This is a genomic window from Serratia sp. TSA_7 (assembly GCF_052692135.1).
In genome coordinates this window covers 1,514,570-1,531,727 of sequence record NZ_JBQZFU010000001.1, presented here as the reverse complement: position 1 = coordinate 1,531,727, position 17,158 = coordinate 1,514,570, and the positions used below count along the sequence as shown (strand labels likewise).

Here is a 17,158-nt window from a genome sequence, read left to right as displayed (position 1 = left end):
GTGGATGCGTAAACTTATCCGCTAGTTTTACGGACGCCTGCTGATGCAGGCGTCGACATTTACGGGACACATCAGACAACCACATGAACCTACTAAAATCACTGGCCGCCGTGAGCTCTATGACGATGTTTTCACGGGTGCTGGGCTTTGCCCGTGACGCCATAGTGGCGCGCGTGTTTGGTGCCGGCATGGCGACGGATGCCTTCTTCGTGGCGTTCAAACTGCCCAACCTGCTGCGCCGTATTTTTGCCGAAGGCGCATTTTCTCAGGCCTTTGTGCCGATCTTGGCCGAATATAAAACCCAGCAGGGTGAGGAGGCGACTCGTACCTTCATCGCCTACGTTTCCGGCTTGCTCACGCTGGTGCTGGCGGTGGTCACCGTATTGGGGATGCTGGCTGCCCCTTGGGTGATCTACATTACCGCGCCGGGCTTCGCTGATTCGCCGGACAAGTTCGCGCTGACGTCGTCGCTGCTGCGTATCACTTTCCCTTATATTCTGCTGATTTCACTGGCTTCGCTGGTGGGGTCGATCCTCAATACCTGGAACCGTTTTTCTATCCCGGCCTTTGCGCCGACGCTGTTGAACGTCAGCATGATCGGCTTTGCGCTGTTTGCCGCACCTTATTTCAACCCACCGGTGCTGGCGTTGGCCTGGGCGGTGGTTGTGGGAGGCGTACTGCAACTGGGCTACCAGCTTCCGCATCTGAAAAAGATCGGTATGTTGGTCTTGCCGCGCCTCAAGCTGGGCGATGCCGGCGTATGGCGTGTGATGCGCCAGATGGGGCCGGCGATCTTTGGCGTTTCGGTAAGCCAGATCTCGCTGATTATCAATACCATTTTCGCCTCGTTCCTGGTCTCGGGCTCGGTATCCTGGATGTACTATGCCGATCGTCTGATGGAGTTTCCTTCCGGCGTGCTGGGCGTGGCATTGGGCACCATTCTGCTGCCGTCGCTGGCCAGGAGTTTTTCCAGCGGTAACCACGATGAGTATTCGCGCCTGATGGACTGGGGGCTGCGTTTGTGCTTCCTGCTGGCGCTGCCGAGCGCTATCGCGCTGGGGATATTGGCGAAACCCCTGACCGTATCGCTGTTCCAGTACGGCAAGTTCAGCGCTTTCGACGCGGCCATGACCCAGCGTGCGCTGGTGGCGTACTCGATAGGTTTGATGGGGTTGATCGTGGTGAAGGTACTGGCGCCGGGCTTCTATTCGCGGCAGGACATCAAAACGCCGGTAAAAATCGCCATTATCACGCTGGTCATGACGCAGGTGATGAATCTGATGTTTATTGGCCCGCTAAAACATGCCGGCCTTTCGCTGTCGATTGGGCTGGGAGCTTGCCTTAACGCTTCGCTGCTGTACTGGCAGTTGCGTAAACAGAAGATTTTCCACCCGCAGCCTGGTTGGGCAACGTTCCTCACCAAACTGGTGATTGCGGTAATCGTGATGTCAGTGGTATTGGTTGGCGTAATGTGGCTGATGCCGGCATGGGATCAGGGCAATATGCTGGAGCGCCTGCTGCGACTGGCGGTAGTCGTGGTGGCCGGCGTGATCGCCTATTTTGGCGTGTTGGCCGGTTTGGGCTTCCGCCCACGGGACTTCGCGCGCCGGGTGGCATAAACGGGAATTCCCGGTCGCCATTGCATAAAAAAGGGTCGCCTCGGCGACCCTTTTTCGTCTTCAGACGTTGCTTACATGCGTTCGACGGTGTCGATACCCAACGTATCCAGACCGGTTTTCAGCGTTCTGGCGGTCAGCAATGCCAGTTTCAGGCGGCTTTGACGCGCTTCCTCACTGTCTGCATTCAGGATTTGGCAATGTTCGTAGAAGCCGGAGAACAGGCCTGCCAGGTCGTACAGGTAAGTACACATCACGTGCGGAGTGCCGTCGCGTGCCACCGTGGTGATAACTTCTTCGAATTGTAGCAGGCGGGTCGCCAGCGCAATCTCACGCTCTTCGGTCATTACCAGCGGCAGGGTCAGGCTGTTCTCATCGAGACCGGCACGCTTGAATACCGAGGCCACGCGGGTATAGGCATACTGCATATAAGGAGCGGTGTTGCCCTCAAATGCCAGCATGTTGTCCCAGTCAAAGATATAGTCGGTCGTACGGCTTTTTGACAGATCGGCGTATTTGACCGCGCCGATACCGACGACATTTGCCAGGTGCTGCATTTCTTCTGCCGGCATATCCGGGTTTTTCTCGGCAATCAGTTTGCCGGCGCGATCGATAGCTTCATCCAGCAAATCGGACAGCCTCACCGTACCGCCCGCACGGGTTTTGAACGGCTTGCCGTCTTTGCCCAGCATCATGCCGAACATATGGTGTTCCAGCGAGAGCGAATCCGGGATGTAACCGGCTTTACGCACGATGGTCCATGCCTGCATCAGATGCTGGTGCTGGCGGGAGTCGATGTAATAGAGCACGCGGTCAGCACCCAGCGTTTCGTAACGGTATTTGGCGCAGGCGATATCGGTGGTGGTGTACAGGTAGCCGCCATCTTTCTTCTGGATGATGACACCCATAGGTTCGCCGTCTTTATTCTGGTATTCGTCGAGAAACACCACGGTGGCGCCTTCGCTTTCTACCGCCAGCCCCTTGGCTTTCAGATCGGCGACGATTTCCGGCAGCATCGCGTTATACAGGCTCTCGCCCATGACGTCGTCTTCGGTCAGGGTGACATTCAGGCGGTTATAGGTGAGCTGGTTTTGCGCCATGGTGATGTCGACCAGCTTACGCCACATCTTCAGGCAGTATTGATCGCCGCCCTGCAATTTCACCACGTAGGCGCGGGCGCGTTCGGCGAACTCCGCATCTTCGTCGTAGTGTTTCTTCGCTTCACGATAGAACTGTTCCAGATCGGACAGGCCCATGTCGCTGGCATTTTCATTCTGCATTTTTTCCAGGTAGGCAATCAGCATGCCGAACTGGGTGCCCCAATCGCCGACGTGGTTGGCGCGGATCACTTTGTGGCCCAGGAATTCCTGGGTGCGCGCGGCGGCGTCGCCGATAATGGTCGAACGCAAGTGACCGACGTGCATCTCTTTCGCCACGTTGGGCGCGGAGTAGTCGATGACGATGGTTTGTTGTTTAACCGGTGCAATGCCAAGCTTCGGCGCATTCAGCACCTGATCAACCTGTTGCGCAACCCATTCGCCGTTCAGGAAGATATTGATAAAGCCGGGGCCGGCGATTTCTACTTTGCTGGCGATGTCGCCGAGATCAAGCAGCTGGACCACTTTTTCCGCCAACTGGCGTGGTGGCATGCCGAGTTTCTTGGCTACGGACATCACGCCGTTGGCCTGATAGTCGCCAAATTGTGCTTTTGCTGACTGACGGACCTGTGCTTCGCAATCGGCTGGCGCGCCTGCGGCAATCAGCGCCTGGCTGACCTTATCTGAAAGAAGAACCTGAATATTCACCGGGTTACCTTAATGACGAACGAGGGGCCGTATGCCATGCCCCTGTGGGATTCAAAGGTGGTTTTCTGGCTGCGCGTCGAGACGGCAGCCCACCACAAAACAGCCTGTAATTGTAACCGATCTGATGTGTTACGTCAGCAGTTGGCGCCGGGGGGGAAGGCGAAAGTGCAGGTTTGAAAATACCGGGCCAACAAAGAGAGTGTGTTTCAAGGGGGGCGTGTGCAGTACAAGAAGGTCAAAATGAGTGAAAAGGAATAGGTGATAAGGAAATGAAATAACCAGGTCTAACGTTTTTTGTTATGACGACGGGAGTCCAGAGTGTTAACGCTACGTGATTTGAAATGGCGGTAAATTGCGTACGCGGCAATAACGATCAACAATAAAGATATGATTAAAAGAAACATGGTTATTATCTCAAGCTTTGATTTTCCCCAAAGTAGCTTAATTGATTTTTATAAGCAATTATTAAAACTCCATTTAAGATAAGTCTCACTGTGTTCGAGGGTGGAATTCAATAAAAACAATGAGTTGATGTCATTATTCTTACTGAAATCATCTCGTTTTCCCATTGTTGATTTTGTTGTTTTCATGGCGAGCTATCGAGTGGGTTGAGTGATTTTCTGGATTCAATACGGCTTATTAAGCTAATAATTTCTGAAATATTCCCGTCATAAGAAAAATCTATCTATGGCATACGAAAATTCCGAACTTTAATTAATCAGACTCGAGGTTTAACAGTGCCATTAATAAGGGGAGCTAACGCTTGTTCTTTTGTGCTCTTTATCAACGTTAGTCGAAATATTTTACACGGCGGTAATGCGACGGACACAAATATTACATTTTACTGGGCAAAACGTGGATAGCCGCGTCTCAGCCGTGTAAATTAGCCCCCCTGAATTCGCTTTCCTTCGTATCGAGGCCCCTATGACGATCTTCCCGGCCATTGCCGAGCTTAATGACTTGGCGCTGGATCTCCCGCGTTTTGAACAGGCGTTGAGCCAGTTTGCGCAAAAACTGCATCTGGATTTGTCGCAGTTCAGCGCGGACCACATTTCGGTGCGTTGCCACCAAAACACCACCGCTGAACGCTGGCGGCAGGGGTTGCAGCAATGCGGCTCGTTGTTGTCTGAAGCGACGATCAACGGACGCCCGATTTGCCTATTCGATCTGCAGCAGCCGTTGCAGGTAGGCCCGTGGTTAATTGACTGCGTGGAACTGCCTTATCCGGGGGACAAGCGTTATCCTCACGAGGGATGGGAACATGTGGAATTGGTGCTTAGCGGCGAACCGGCCTCGCTGTATGCGCGCGCGCTGAGCCATTTGCCCGACGAAGCTCTGTTGGCGCCGGGGATCAAGCTGAAACAGAGCTCGCCTCAGGGTGAGGGCGAGCGATTGCCGAATCCGACGTTGGCGATCACCGACGGCAGCGTAACGATTAAGTTTCACCCGTATTCCATCCGGGAAATCGTCGCCAGCGAGCAAGCTTAACCGGGCATCAGTGCTTGGGTGGCCAGCATCATGCGGTCCAGCGCTTGCGTAAGCAGTTCGCGCCGGCAGCCGAAATTCAGACGTACAAACCTGCGGTCGCCGAAATCCAGGCCCGCGCTTAAGCCCACCCCGGCCTGTTCAAAGAAAGCGTGTGGATTGTCGGTCGCCAGTTGGCTGCAATCGATCCAGGCCAGATAGGTGGCTTCTATCGGGTGCAGCAACAGGCCGGGCATGGCGTTAATGCGTTCGGTCACCAAATCGCGGTTGGCGCGCAGATACGCCAACTGGGCGTCCAACCAGCCTTGCCCGTCCTGGTAGGCGGCTTGTGCGGCGACCAACGCCAGCACGTCGACTTCCGGAACTATGCCGCTGCGCGCGCGGGCCAACTTTTGGCGCAGGCCGGCGTTGGGAATCACCGCCATTGAGGCCCCTAATCCGGCAATGTTGAAGGTTTTCGATGGCGACATCAACGTAATGCTACGTTGGGCTGCGTCTTCATTAAGCGTGGCAAAGGGGATGTGTTCGCAACCCGGCTCAAGCAACAGATCACAATGAATTTCATCCGAACAGACGATCAAATCATGGCTACGGGCGAATTCATGCTGTTGCGACAACTCCTCCCGCCGGTAGACGGTTCCGCCCGGATTTTGCGGGTTGCACAGCAACAGCAATTTTTCGCTGCCGCCGAGCCGGCCCGCTATCGCGTCGAAATCCAGCAGCCAACGCCGGTCGTGCAGCTTGAGCGGCACCGGCAGATGCGGGCGTCCGGCGAATTTCGCCGCTTTGCGAAACGGCGGGTAGATGGGTGACGGCGCCAGAGTGCCTTCACCCTCGGCGGTAAAGGCGCGGACGCACAGATTCAGCCCACAGACCAGACCGGGCAGGAAAATCAGCCATTCGGGCTTGATGTGCCAGCCATAGCGCTCTACCATGCGGCGGGTAAAAACCTCAATAAGTTCAGGGGATGGATGGCCGTAACCGAACACGCCATGCGCTACGCGCCGCTGCAATGCGTCGATGATCGCGGGCGGGGAGCGGAAGTCGGTGTCGGCGACCCAAAGCGGAATGATGTCGCGGTCGCGATATTTATCCCACTTAACGCTGTCACTGTGACTACGGTCTACCCATTGATCAAAATTGAATGCCATAGTTATTACCCTGAACAGGTTCATGTCTATCAATGAGCCTACGCGAGAAATTCTGAAGTTAACAAACTGCCGTCACATTTTGGCCGTCATCTGGGGGTGACAATGATTAAACTGGAAGTTTGCTGCTTTAGCGTCGATTGCGCGCTGACGGCGGAGCAGGCAGGCGCTGATCGCATAGAATTATGTGCCAGCCAGAGCGAGGGCGGTTTGACGCCCAGTTACGGTACGCTGCGCCTGGCGCGCGACAGGGTATCCATCCCGGTGCATCCGATCGTCCGCCCGCGCGGCGGGGACTTTTGCTACGGCGCGGTGGATTTCGACGTGATCAAGCAGGACATCGTGCAGATCCGCGACATGGGTTTTGCCGGCGTAGTGGTGGGTATGCTGGATGAAGAAGGGCATATCGACCTGCCGCGCATGCGTGAAGTGATGCGGTTGAGCGGCAATATGGCGGTCACCTTCCATCGCGCTTTCGACATGTGTCAGAACCCGATGGTGGCACTTGACCAACTGACGCAACTGGGGGTTGCGCGGATATTGACCTCCGGTCAACAACAAAGCGCCGAGCTTGGGCTGCCGTTGCTGCGCGATCTGGTGCATGCCAGCCAGGGGCCCGTGATTATGGCTGGCGCCGGTGTGCGGCTCAGCAACCTGCACAAGTTTGTGGATATCGGCGTTCAGGAGGTGCACAGTTCCTCCGGCCACGCGGTGCCTTCGACCATGCGCTATCGTAAAGCCGGCGTGACCATGTGTTCAGACAATGAGTTCGATGAATTTAGCCATTATTGCGTGGATGGCGAAATGGTGGAAGCGATGAAAAACGCGCTGGCCTTGGTGGATCCCTTGGCGCAAAGCGCATAAACACGCAGCTAACCGTGTACTGATTACCGGTTTCCGGGCTAAAGCCCCTTGGCGTGCAACTGAACCCTCGGTGATCACGCGAGTACCAGGCCCCGACGTTTTGTCGGGGCTTTTTTTATGCCCGAAAAAGCCCGATGAGTGGCAATATAGATAGATTAAAACGACAGGCATTTCTCATCAGGCTCGTTATTGTCGGATGCCTTGGGTATTCCCTTGTCATTATTAATGTCAGCTGATAAATTTAATTCACGTCGGTCATTTAATATCATTAATTTAAATTTCCTGCACTATTATTATAAACACCATGAATGAATGAGGTTTAATCTAAGAAATAACCTGAGTTATATTTTTACCACTCGGTGAATTTAACCATTTTATTTTCAAACGCCCTGTTCTCTATACCCAATGGTCTTCAAGTCGCAGCCAGCAACGCGGCTGCTGAGAAGCGACGGAGATAGGCGAGAGAAAGTATCTTAATACCACTAAGGAAGCCTGCTACAGGCCGCCGAATGGCCGTCACGGCCATAAACGGAAGTGCTTGTCAGGTTTAACAAGGAGATAAAGATAATGACCAGAACGGCATACCGCCTAACCGCTTCACTTTTATTGACCATGACATTGGCCGGTTGCCAAAACGTCAAACGACCTGTGCCTCTGGTGAATAAAGAGAGTGCGACAGAAGTGCTGGAGCAAGATAAAAAACAGCGCGAAGCCGAGCGTATGCAGCAATGCCAACATGAACTTGAGGCAATGCGCAATATGGATCCCGAGAAATACCAAAAATTCAAACGCGAATTTGACACCTTGATGAGTGGCGCGGCGCAATATGCCGGGATGCGGACAAGGGTAAATACTGACACTCAGGAAACCGTCGATGCGCTTTACCGCTATCGCACCAACCGCCTTTGCGCCGATATCAGCACCACCATGATGACCGGCCTCGCCGAGCGGGGAGAACGTACTCAATGATCTCTTGCTCCCGACAGACTTTTTTTAGCCTGATGCTGCCGCTGATGGCGGCGTCGGGTGCGCTTTATGCGGATGACGGCGTGCCCGTTTTACTGCAGTTTGCCGAACGATATCACCAACAGGGGGCACAGGAAATGCCGGCAAACAAGCAGCAGCCAACCCAGATACCGGTTCAAAAACCAACGGTTAAGGTGAGTCAAGTTCGGGAGCCTGCCACTAATCAACGGCAACAATTGATGGCAGTCCACAAAACGTTGCGGGAGAAAGAAGCTCAACTTGAGCGTCAACAGGCCGCCATTCAATCCCTGCAGCAGGAGTTAACGGCGCTGCGCGTCGCTTCAACGTTGACGGCGCCAAACACTGCGCCTTCACGACAAGATTTCACCGCCTTGAGTGAGTTTGCCCGTGGTGTACGGCATGCGTTAAATCTGACGCCGACGGAACGGCAGGCGCAGGCGTTGATAGCTGAGGCGCACAAGACGATGGGGGAACTTCAGGTGCAGTTGGCGCAGCTTCAGGATAAAAACCGAAAGCAGGCGAAACGGCTTGAAGATAATGGGCTGCAACTTGCCGCTGCACTTGAAGAAAATGCTAAATCAGCTCAGCAATTCGAGCAGGTAAGCAAGCGGGCAAGCGAGGCTGAGCAAGAGCGGGTTGTCGGCAATCAGGTGGAGAAGCGTTTGCGCAAGGAAATTGACGATCTGCGTTCACGGGCCACGCTGTTGCCGGACAAGCTGGCGTTGACGAAACCTCAGGAACAGCAGAGTTATGCCGCCGGTGTAGCGCTGGGACGAGATATCCAGACCCTGCTGGCGGAGCGTAAAACGTGGGGAATCGATCCCGATAAAACGACGTTGTTGGGCGGCATGATCGACACCTTCAATGGCCACTATCAATTGAGTGAGGCGGTGTTGGCGAGTGCGTTGGCAGAGTCGGAAAAAACGGTGAATGCCGGCAGAACCAAGGCGGCGAAAGACCAACAGGCCCAAGGCGAATCTTTCGTTTCTGAGTTCAGGAAGAAAAAAGGCGTAAAGAAATCGTCCGCTGGCTTCTGGTACCGGGTCGATTACCTGGGCGATGAAGCCATTGCTGAAACCTCTTTGGTGGATATCGTGGTGAAAGAAATGTTGACCGATGGCCGGGTGATTCAGGATATGGATCGCAGCGGGAAGGTGCTTTCTCAACCGCTGTCAGCCTATCCGCCGTTATTCCGCGAGGCGATAGGTTACCTGAGAAATCACGGTTCGCTGACCATGGTGGTGCCGCCAGAACTGGCTTACGGTGAAGCGGGCTATGCGCCGCAAATCCCGCCGAACGCTACCATGGTGTATGAATTGCGGGTAGTAGATGCCGATAAGGGGTAATGCGGGGCCTGGTTATCCAGGCCCTTTTGGCAAGAATTAAGGTTTTCTGGCCACCAGCACCGCACGCAACGGGGCCGGGTAACCTTCAATTGTCTTGCTGCTGTCCTTGGGATCAAGGAATTCGGCCAGTGATTCGCTGGTCATCCAATCGGTGCGGCGTTGCTCTTCGGTGCTGGTTACGCACATGTCGGCGATCTTGACGTCGACAAAGCCGCATTTCTCCAGCCAACACTTCAGCGCTTCGGCCGAAGGAATGAAGTAGACGTTGCGCATCTGGGCATAACGATCGCCCGGCACCAGTACCTGGTTGCGATCGCCTTCCACCACCAGAGTTTCCAACACCAACTCGCCTTCGGAAACCAACTGATTTTTCAACTGATACAGATGATCCAAGGGTGAACGGCGGTGGTACAGCACGCCCATGGAAAATACCGTATCAAAGGCGGCCAACTCGGGCAGTTGCTCAATACCCAGCGGCAGCAGATGAGCGCGTTGATCGCCACCCAGCAGTTTGCGAACCGCTTCGAATTGGCACAAGAACAGCTGCATCGGATCAATACCCACCGCCATCTGTGCGCCGGCACCCACCATACGCCACAGGTGATAGCCGCTACCGCAACCGACGTCCAGAATGGTGCGGCCGGCCAGCGGTGAAATGTGCGGCAGAACGCGATCCCATTTCCAGTCGGAGTGCCATTCGGTGTCAATGTCGATGCCGTACAGCGAGAATGGGCCTTTACGCCACGGCATCAGTGTCCGCAGCATCTTTTCGATGCCTTCCAACTGGCCCGGCGACAGCGGTGCTTCCATTTCGGCCCGCACGCCGTGCAGCAAATCGAGACAGGTGGGCGTCAGTTCCGGCAAGTGTTCAACCGAGTTAAACCACTGTTTGAATTTGCCGTGCAGCGACTCGCGCTGCCAGGCGCTGAGCTGTGCGGGCAGGGTATCCAGCCAGTGGCTAAGGTTGCCTTTAGCGATGCGCTGATAGAAATCACCAAACTCAATCATTGCTCAGCTCCCGCTTTCAATGCGATCAGTGAACCGAAGTTAAAACACTGGAACCACACTTCGGCATGTTTAAAACCGGCCTGTTTCAGGCGTGCCTTGTGGGCTTCAACCGAGTCGGTCAGCATGACGTTTTCCAGCATGCTGCGCTTTTGGCTGATTTCCAGCTCGCTGTAGCCGTTGGCACGCTTGAAATCGTGGTGCATGTTGAACAGCAGTTCGCCGACGTCAGCATCTTCAAAACTGAATTTCTCCGACAGCACCAGCGCACCGCCTGGGCGCAAACCGCGATAAACCTGCTCCAGCAACCGCAGACGGTCAGCCGGCTCGAGGAATTGCAGGGTAAAGTTCAGCACCACCATGGAAGCATTTTCGATCTTGATATCGAGGATATCGGCTTCGATAACCTCTACCGGAGTATCGGCGCGAAAAGCGTCAATATGGCGGCGGCAGCGTTCGACCATCGCCGGAGAGTTATCGACGGCGATGATGTTGCAACCCGCCACCTTGATATTCCGACGCATCGACAGCGTTGCCGCGCCTAATGAACATCCCAGGTCATACACCTGGCTGTCTGGCTGCACAAAGCGTTCGGCCAGCATGCCAATCATCGAAATGATGTTGGAATAGCCGGGAACGGAACGCTGGATCATGTCGGGGAACACTTCAGCGACGCGTTCGTCGAAGGTCCAGTCGCCCAGTTTGGCGATGGGGGCAGAAAAAAGAGTATCGCGGTTTGGCATAGCGGGAAGTCAGTTCAGAATTCGAAGGCGCGTATTCTAACAGATAACGGCAAGAAAGCGCAGCGGAAGCAGGCGGCGGGGCCGCCTGATGACGAACAGAAGATCAATACAGGCTGAAAATCAGATCCCAGGGCAGATAGAAAATGTTGGCCAACACCATCAGGACCAACGAAATATAGGTTGCCGCCATACCTGAACGGCGCCAGCGGACTTCACGGTTACGCAAACCGTAGTAGTGCACCAGGCGCCCGGTCATCAGCATCAGGCCGCAAATATGGATCATCCATATTCCTGCGCCGTTCATTTCCATGATCACCAGCAGTACGGCGGCGATAGGAATATATTCTACGGCATTGCCGTGAACGCGGATGGCGGTCTGCAACTCATAAAAGCCGCCGTCTCCGTAGGCGACACGGTACTGCATCCTTAACTTAACCACGTCATAAGAGAGTTTGATCAACAACAATGCGCCGAGCACGACATAAAGCGCGCTTACCATTTTTAACTCCATTCCCTAACCAAAACTGGCAGCGAGCATCATAGCCGCCATTACAATCACTGTCGCGAGGAAAAATCTGATGTAATCGCTCAGATTAATCGGTCAAAACAGTGCATCCTGCTCCGGCCAGTCCGGCGGCGGGGGCAAATTAGGAATAGCCTGATGAAGCTGCTGCCAGATTTTTTGCGCCTGTTGCGGTGAATCGCCATTATCCGGCGTATGAATAAACAGGAAGGGGGTGGATTGCTGTTGCCATAGGGGCAGTTTCTGCTGCCAGGCGTCAAACCAACGCAGATTGTCTTGCAACACGTCGCCGCCGATAAAACGGACCAGCGGATTGTGGGCGGTGACCAGCGCATGCACCGGCAGCTTGGGTTTCTTTTGCTGGGCGTCACGCACTGCGGCGCTGTCAGGGGCGGCATGATGCACCGGCCGGCTGTCGAGGATCACCCGATTGATCCCGCGCTGATGCAACCCCTGATTCAACAGCCGCTCTTCTTCGCCCTTGGCGAAGAAAGCCGGGTGACGTACTTCTACGCCGTAGGTGAATTCTTTCGGCAACCCGTCAAAGAACTGCCACATGCGCGGCAATTCATCCGGCCCAAATGCCGAGGGTAACTGCAACCAAAGCTGCCCGATACGCTGATGGACCGGGCTCAGGCAGTGATAAAATGCTTGCAGTTCGGCATCGCAGTTACGCAGTGCGGCCTTATGACTGATCTCTGAGGGGAACTTGAAACAAAAGCGAAAATCATCGGTGGTCATGTCGCGCCAGCGCTGAACGATCTCCAGCTTGGGTAACGCGTAGAAAGTCGTGTTACCTTCCACGCAGTTAAAATAGCGGCTGTAATCCGCCAGATCGCGCAGCCCGATGCGATTCCAGGCTGTGTGCTGCCACTGTGGTAGTCCGATGTAGATCAACGCGTCATCTTCCTTAATTTATCTCATCAGCTTACACGTTAACGTTACTGGTCGAGCGCGGCAAGGATTTCGCCGGTGCTGCGCACGCGAGCCAGGCGTGGGAAGATATTGTCGAAGGCAAACCGGTGCATCTCAGTATTTTGTGCGCTGCACAGGTCTTCGGCTATCACTAACTCGTAACCGTGCTCCCAGCCGGCGCGGGCGGTGGATTCCACGCCGATATTGGTGGCGATCCCGCCCAGCACCAAAGTTTTAATGCCGCGGCGGCGTAATTGCAAATCCAGTTCGGTACCGTAAAACGCGCCCCATTGACGTTTGGTCACCAGAATATCGCCGTCGCTGACCGCCAGAGATTCCGGGAATTCCCACCAGTTTGCCGGTAATCCGCCCGCCGGCGATGGCGTAGGTCTGTCCACCGGCTGTTTCAGCGCATCGGCAAATGTGTCGGACCAGCCGACGCGCACCAGGATCACCGGCGCGCCGAGCGAGCGAAAACGAGCTGCCAGTTGCGCGCCGTGGGCTACCACGCTTTCGGCACTGTGCGGCCCGCCGGCGTAAGGCAGAATGCCGTTTTGCAAATCAATCAGCACCAGCGCTGTGGTTTGAGCATCGAGTTTCAACATCGGGGTCTCCCGTTACTGGGTGGATAAAATATGCGCAGCCAGAACGGCGCGCTAAAACCAGGGTGAATTCAGGCTACGTGAAAAAAGGGTCACCGGTTAATGAGAAATTTGTTAATCAATGTGTTACTTCGGACAAAAACACGCCATTTAGTGCTGCAACAAAGCTGTGTTCGCACTTATCTGGAGCATGAATTTCCTTTATAATGATCGCCTTTTTTCAACACACTTTACTCCAACGAACTATGCCGATTTATGAATATGCATGTGGTGCTTGCAGCCTTCGGTTAGAGAAATTGCAAAAATTTTCCGATGCGCCGCTGACTGACTGTCCGGCGTGTGGGCAGCCCGCGTTAACCAAGTTGATTTCTTCCACGGGTTTCCAGTTAAAGGGCACCGGTTGGTATGCAACAGACTTCAAACCGGGTAATAAATAGAGTTCATCAGTTAACAGCCGCGTGGCCGGCGCAAAAGCCCGCGCGGAATCGGCTTAAGCCAAAAGGATAGCGTATGCGTACTGAATATTGCGGGCAATTGAATCTGTCCCACGTGGGCCAGGAAGTCACTTTGTGTGGTTGGGTCAACCGTCGTCGCGATCTGGGCGGCCTGATCTTTATTGATATGCGCGACCGCGAAGGCATCGTGCAGGTGTTCTTCGACCCGGACCAGAAAGCCGCGTTTGACAAGGCATACGACCTGCGCAACGAGTTCTGCATTCAGATTGTCGGCACCGTGCGTGCGCGTCCGGACAGCCAAATCAATAAAGATATGTCCACCGGGGAAGTGGAAGTGTTCGCTCATGCTCTGGAGATCATCAACCGCTCCGAGCCGTTGCCGTTGGACTCCAACCAGGTCAACACTGAAGAAGCGCGCCTGAAATACCGCTACCTGGATCTGCGTCGCCCGGAAATGGCCGATCGCCTGAAGACCCGCGCCAAAATCACCAGCTTCGTGCGTCGCTTTATGGACAGCAACGGCTTCCTCGACATCGAAACCCCGATGTTGACCAAAGCCACGCCGGAAGGTGCGCGTGACTACCTGGTGCCGAGCCGTGTGCACAAAGGTAAGTTTTATGCGTTGCCGCAGTCGCCACAGCTGTTCAAACAGCTGCTGATGATGTCGGGTTTTGATCGTTACTACCAAATCGTCAAATGCTTCCGCGATGAAGATCTGCGCGCTGACCGTCAGCCTGAATTTACCCAAATCGACGTTGAAACCTCTTTCATGACCGCCGATCAAGTGCGTGAAGTGATGGAGAAGTTGGCGCGTGACCTGTGGCTGGATGTGAAGGGCGTGGATCTGGGCGATTTCCCGGTCATGACCTTCGCCGAAGCTATGCGTCGCTATGGCTCCGACAAACCGGATCTGCGTAACCCGCTGGAGCTGGTGGACGTTGCCGATCTGGTGAAAGACGTTGAGTTCAAAGTGTTCTCCGGCCCGGCTAACGACGCCAAAGGCCGCGTAGCCGCTATCTGCGTTCCGGGCGGCGCGCAGCTGACCCGTAAGCTGATCGATGAGTACGGCACCTTCGTTAACATCTATGGCGCCAAAGGCCTGGCCTGGCTGAAGGTCAACGACCGTGCCGCCGGCATGGAAGGCGTACAAAGCCCGATCGCCAAATTCCTCAGCGCGGAAGTGCTGGAGGCGATCCTGGCGCGCACCAACGCGCAGACCGGCGACATCCTGTTCTTCGGCGCAGACAGCTTCAAGATTGTGACCGATGCGATGGGCGCGCTGCGTCTGAAACTGGGCCGTGATCTGCAACTGACCAAGCTGGACAGCTGGGCACCGCTGTGGGTGGTGGACTTCCCAATGTTCGAAGAAGACGGTGAGGGTGGCCTGGCGGCGATGCACCATCCGTTCACCGCACCGCGCGACATGAGCCCGGAAGAACTGAATTCGGCGCCAACCACGGCCATTGCCAATGCCTATGACATGGTGATCAACGGCTACGAAGTGGGCGGCGGTTCCGTGCGTATTCACCGCAGCGAAATGCAGCAGACGGTCTTCAGCATTCTGGGCATCAACGAACACGAACAGCGCGAGAAATTCGGCTTCCTGCTGGATGCATTGAAATACGGCACACCACCGCACGCCGGCCTGGCCTTTGGTCTGGACCGACTGGTGATGCTGCTGACCGGCACCGACAACATTCGTGACGTGATTGCCTTCCCGAAAACTACCGCGGCTGCCTGTCTGATGACCGAAGCGCCAAGCTTCGCCAACCCGGCGTCGTTGCAGGAGTTGGGGATTTGCGTGGTCAAGAAAGCCGCGTTACCGGAAGAGAACGAGTGATGAGCTACAAGCGGCCCGAGTCCATTTTGGTAGTGATTTACGCCAAATCCAGTGGACGGGTGCTGATGTTACAGCGGCGCGACGATACCGAATTCTGGCAGTCGGTTACCGGTAGCCTGGAGGAAAATGAGTCGCCGCCGCATGCCGCACGGCGTGAGGTCATGGAAGAAGTCGGCATCGATATCGAAGCAGAGAATCTGCCGTTGTTCGATTGCCAGCGTTGTGTGGAGTTTGAACTCTTTGTCCATTTGCGACATCGCTATGCCCCGGGAACCACGCGCAATAAAGAGCACTGGTTCTGTCTGGCGTTGCCTGAAGAGCGCGATCCGGTGATTACCGAGCATCATGCTTACCGCTGGCTTGAGGCGGCGCAAGCCGTGAAGTTGACCAAGTCCTGGAGCAATCAGCAGGCGATTGAAGAGTTTGTGATTAATTCAGTCCAGTAATTTTTTTCGGAGATTTTTTATGGCAGGTCATAGTAAGTGGGCCAACACAAAGCACCGTAAAGCTGCGCAGGATTCCAAGCGCGGTAAAATTTTCACCAAAATTATTCGCGAGCTGGTGACCGCCGCGAAACTGGGCGGTGGAGATCCAGGGGCTAACCCACGTCTGCGTGCGGCGATCGACAAGGCGCTGTCCAACAACATGACGCGCGACACCCTGAACCGCGCCATCGCGCGTGGCGTAGGCGGCGATGATGATTCCAACATGGAAACCATCATTTATGAAGGTTACGGTCCGGGCGGCACTGCCGTCATGATCGAATGCCTGAGCGACAACCGCAACCGTACCGTGGCCGAAGTGCGTCATGCCTTCACCAAATGCGGCGGTAACCTCGGCACCGACGGTTCCGTGGCTTATCTGTTCACCAAGAAGGGCGTAATCACTTATGCACCGGGCCTGGATGAAGACGCGGTGATGGAAGCGGCGCTGGAAGCCGGCGCTGAAGATATCGTCAGCTACGACGACGGTGTTATCGACGTATTCACCGCCTGGGAAAACCTGGGCGAGGTGAAAGATGCGCTGACTGCGGCCGGTTTCACCGCCGACTCGGCGGAAGTTTCCATGATCCCATCGACCAAGGCCGATATGGATGAAGAAACCGCGCCGAAGCTGTTGCGTTTGATCGACATGCTGGAAGACTGTGACGACGTGCAGGAGGTTTACCACAACGGCGAAATCTCCGACGAGGTTGCAGCGACGCTGTAATGGAGTGGCAGTACGGCGCTGCTCTGTGGCAGCGCCTGGCGATGTTAATGCTTAACGCAAGGTGGGTGTAGGGATGACGATCATATTGGGTATCGATCCCGGATCGCGCGTCACCGGTTATGGTCTCATTCGCCAGCAGGGCCGCCAACTGAGCTATATCGCCAGTGGCTGCATTCGCACCGTGGTGGATGACATGCCGACGCGGCTGAAATTGATCTACGCAGGCGTCAGTGAAATCATCACCCAGTTTAAACCTGATTTTTTCGCTATCGAACAGGTGTTTATGGCGAAGAACCCGGATTCGGCGCTCAAACTCGGGCAGGCGCGCGGCGTGGCGATCGTTGCTGCCGTGAACCAGGATCTGGAAGTGTTTGAATATGCGGCGCGTCAGGTGAAGCAAACGGTGGTCGGCACCGGTGCGGCAGAGAAGGCGCAGGTGCAGCACATGGTGCGCTCGCTGCTTAAACTGTCGGCCAACCCCCAGGCGGACGCCGCCGATGCGCTGGCTATCGCCATCACTCACTGCCATCTCAGCCAAAACGTGCTGCGAATGAGCGAAGGGCGGTTAAACCTGGCTCGTGGCCGTTTAAAGTAGCGCTTGAACAGTGACAACTC

General features: G+C 55.2%; 17 protein-coding genes. 10 read left to right on the top strand and 7 right to left on the bottom strand.

What is annotated here, in order from left to right:
* Window positions 1-83 precede the first annotated feature (83 nt).
* Complete coding sequence (gene murJ / locus ACUTQW_RS07285; protein WP_004945575.1) at window positions 84-1,619, top strand: murein biosynthesis integral membrane protein MurJ; 1,536 nt, start codon at window positions 84-86, stop codon at window positions 1,617-1,619.
* 71 nt (window positions 1,620-1,690) lie between these two features.
* Here murJ and argS read toward each other — a convergent pair whose 3' ends face one another.
* Window positions 1,691-3,421 (bottom strand): arginine--tRNA ligase, encoded by a 1,731-nt coding sequence (gene argS, locus ACUTQW_RS07280; RefSeq protein WP_004945573.1) that lies wholly within the window; start codon window positions 3,419-3,421, stop codon window positions 1,691-1,693.
* A 924-nt stretch (window positions 3,422-4,345) separates the two neighbouring features.
* On the opposite strand from argS, the gene ACUTQW_RS07275 reads away from it, so the two are divergent.
* Window positions 4,346-4,909: a VOC family protein gene (locus ACUTQW_RS07275; RefSeq protein ID WP_006325898.1), complete on the top strand. Its 564-nt coding sequence runs from the start codon at window positions 4,346-4,348 to the stop codon at window positions 4,907-4,909.
* Here the strand turns inward: ACUTQW_RS07275 and ACUTQW_RS07270 are convergent.
* Window positions 4,906-6,057, bottom strand: coding sequence for a MalY/PatB family protein (locus tag ACUTQW_RS07270; protein ID WP_020439186.1), 1,152 nt, complete (start codon window positions 6,055-6,057; stop codon window positions 4,906-4,908). The two genes, ACUTQW_RS07275 and ACUTQW_RS07270, sit on opposite strands and share 4 nt — an antisense overlap.
* Before the next feature lie 102 nt (window positions 6,058-6,159).
* Here ACUTQW_RS07270 and cutC point away from each other — a divergent pair, with 102 nt between their 5' ends.
* From cutC to ACUTQW_RS07255, 3 genes are all read left to right on the top strand, one after another.
* Window positions 6,160-6,918 (top strand): copper homeostasis protein CutC, encoded by a 759-nt coding sequence (gene cutC / locus ACUTQW_RS07265; protein ID WP_020439185.1) that lies wholly within the window; start codon window positions 6,160-6,162, stop codon window positions 6,916-6,918.
* A 567-nt stretch (window positions 6,919-7,485) separates the two neighbouring features.
* Window positions 7,486-7,887, top strand: coding sequence for a hypothetical protein (locus ACUTQW_RS07260; RefSeq protein WP_020439184.1), 402 nt, complete (start codon window positions 7,486-7,488; stop codon window positions 7,885-7,887).
* Window positions 7,884-9,251 (top strand): FKBP-type peptidyl-prolyl cis-trans isomerase N-terminal domain-containing protein, encoded by a 1,368-nt coding sequence (locus tag ACUTQW_RS07255; protein ID WP_041417594.1) that lies wholly within the window; start codon window positions 7,884-7,886, stop codon window positions 9,249-9,251. The genes ACUTQW_RS07260 and ACUTQW_RS07255 overlap by 4 nt, the downstream gene beginning before the upstream one ends.
* A gap of 36 nt (window positions 9,252-9,287) precedes the next feature.
* Here the strand turns inward: ACUTQW_RS07255 and cmoB are convergent, their stop codons facing one another.
* The 5 genes from cmoB to ACUTQW_RS07230 all read right to left on the bottom strand — a co-directional run bounded on the left by cmoB (window position 9,288) and on the right by ACUTQW_RS07230 (window position 13,042).
* A complete protein-coding gene (gene cmoB, locus ACUTQW_RS07250; RefSeq protein ID WP_006325889.1) occupies window positions 9,288-10,259 on the bottom strand; it encodes a tRNA 5-methoxyuridine(34)/uridine 5-oxyacetic acid(34) synthase CmoB in 972 nt (323 codons plus the stop codon).
* Complete coding sequence (gene cmoA, locus ACUTQW_RS07245) at window positions 10,256-10,999, bottom strand: carboxy-S-adenosyl-L-methionine synthase CmoA (protein ID WP_004945557.1); 744 nt, start codon at window positions 10,997-10,999, stop codon at window positions 10,256-10,258. Before cmoA ends, cmoB begins: the two co-directional genes overlap by 4 nt.
* Before the next feature lie 103 nt (window positions 11,000-11,102).
* Window positions 11,103-11,498 (bottom strand): MAPEG family protein, encoded by a 396-nt coding sequence (locus tag ACUTQW_RS07240; protein ID WP_004945554.1) that lies wholly within the window; start codon window positions 11,496-11,498, stop codon window positions 11,103-11,105.
* A gap of 102 nt (window positions 11,499-11,600) precedes the next feature.
* Window positions 11,601-12,416 carry a DUF72 domain-containing protein gene (locus ACUTQW_RS07235; RefSeq protein WP_086016592.1) on the bottom strand — a complete coding sequence of 272 codons (816 nt, stop codon included), beginning with the start codon at window positions 12,414-12,416 and terminating at the stop codon, window positions 11,601-11,603.
* Between the two features lie 47 nt (window positions 12,417-12,463).
* Window positions 12,464-13,042: a hydrolase gene (locus ACUTQW_RS07230; protein ID WP_006325887.1), complete on the bottom strand. Its 579-nt coding sequence runs from the start codon at window positions 13,040-13,042 to the stop codon at window positions 12,464-12,466.
* A 203-nt stretch (window positions 13,043-13,245) separates the two neighbouring features.
* Between ACUTQW_RS07230 and ACUTQW_RS07225 the strand changes: the two genes are divergently transcribed.
* The 5 genes from ACUTQW_RS07225 to ruvC all read left to right on the top strand — a co-directional run bounded on the left by ACUTQW_RS07225 (window position 13,246) and on the right by ruvC (window position 17,138).
* Window positions 13,246-13,476, top strand: coding sequence for an FmdB family zinc ribbon protein (locus ACUTQW_RS07225; protein WP_004945545.1), 231 nt, complete (start codon window positions 13,246-13,248; stop codon window positions 13,474-13,476).
* A gap of 73 nt (window positions 13,477-13,549) precedes the next feature.
* Window positions 13,550-15,334 carry an aspartate--tRNA ligase gene (gene aspS / locus ACUTQW_RS07220; protein WP_004945541.1) on the top strand — a complete coding sequence of 595 codons (1,785 nt, stop codon included), beginning with the start codon at window positions 13,550-13,552 and terminating at the stop codon, window positions 15,332-15,334.
* Window positions 15,334-15,780 (top strand): dihydroneopterin triphosphate diphosphatase, encoded by a 447-nt coding sequence (nudB, locus tag ACUTQW_RS07215; protein ID WP_006325886.1) that lies wholly within the window; start codon window positions 15,334-15,336, stop codon window positions 15,778-15,780. Before aspS ends, nudB begins: the two co-directional genes overlap by 1 nt.
* Before the next feature lie 19 nt (window positions 15,781-15,799).
* Window positions 15,800-16,543 (top strand): YebC/PmpR family DNA-binding transcriptional regulator, encoded by a 744-nt coding sequence (locus ACUTQW_RS07210; protein WP_004945533.1) that lies wholly within the window; start codon window positions 15,800-15,802, stop codon window positions 16,541-16,543.
* A 73-nt stretch (window positions 16,544-16,616) separates the two neighbouring features.
* Entirely contained in the window at window positions 16,617-17,138 is a 522-nt protein-coding gene (gene ruvC, locus ACUTQW_RS07205; RefSeq protein WP_004945529.1) for a crossover junction endodeoxyribonuclease RuvC, read from the top strand.
* Window positions 17,139-17,158: the final 20 nt, after the last annotated feature.

Excerpts from the sequence above, each read along its gene's own strand:
- murJ (WP_004945575.1), top strand. The coding sequence starts at position 84 with ATGAACCTACTAAAATCACTGGCCGCCGTGAGCTCTATGACGATGTTT.
- ACUTQW_RS07275 (WP_006325898.1), top strand. The coding sequence starts at position 4,346 with ATGACGATCTTCCCGGCCATTGCCGAGCTTAATGACTTGGCGCTGGAT.
- ACUTQW_RS07270 (WP_020439186.1), bottom strand. The coding sequence starts at position 6,057 with ATGGCATTCAATTTTGATCAATGGGTAGACCGTAGTCACAGTGACAGC.
- cutC (WP_020439185.1), top strand. The coding sequence starts at position 6,160 with ATGATTAAACTGGAAGTTTGCTGCTTTAGCGTCGATTGCGCGCTGACG.
- ACUTQW_RS07260 (WP_020439184.1), top strand. The coding sequence starts at position 7,486 with ATGACCAGAACGGCATACCGCCTAACCGCTTCACTTTTATTGACCATG.
- ACUTQW_RS07255 (WP_041417594.1), top strand. The coding sequence starts at position 7,884 with ATGATCTCTTGCTCCCGACAGACTTTTTTTAGCCTGATGCTGCCGCTG.
- cmoB (WP_006325889.1), bottom strand. The coding sequence starts at position 10,259 with ATGATTGAGTTTGGTGATTTCTATCAGCGCATCGCTAAAGGCAACCTT.
- cmoA (WP_004945557.1), bottom strand. The coding sequence starts at position 10,999 with ATGCCAAACCGCGATACTCTTTTTTCTGCCCCCATCGCCAAACTGGGC.
- ACUTQW_RS07240 (WP_004945554.1), bottom strand. The coding sequence starts at position 11,498 with ATGGTAAGCGCGCTTTATGTCGTGCTCGGCGCATTGTTGTTGATCAAA.
- ACUTQW_RS07230 (WP_006325887.1), bottom strand. The coding sequence starts at position 13,042 with ATGTTGAAACTCGATGCTCAAACCACAGCGCTGGTGCTGATTGATTTG.
- ACUTQW_RS07225 (WP_004945545.1), top strand. The coding sequence starts at position 13,246 with ATGATCGCCTTTTTTCAACACACTTTACTCCAACGAACTATGCCGATT.
- aspS (WP_004945541.1), top strand. The coding sequence starts at position 13,550 with ATGCGTACTGAATATTGCGGGCAATTGAATCTGTCCCACGTGGGCCAG.
- nudB (WP_006325886.1), top strand. The coding sequence starts at position 15,334 with ATGAGCTACAAGCGGCCCGAGTCCATTTTGGTAGTGATTTACGCCAAA.
- ACUTQW_RS07210 (WP_004945533.1), top strand. The coding sequence starts at position 15,800 with ATGGCAGGTCATAGTAAGTGGGCCAACACAAAGCACCGTAAAGCTGCG.
- ruvC (WP_004945529.1), top strand. The coding sequence starts at position 16,617 with ATGACGATCATATTGGGTATCGATCCCGGATCGCGCGTCACCGGTTAT.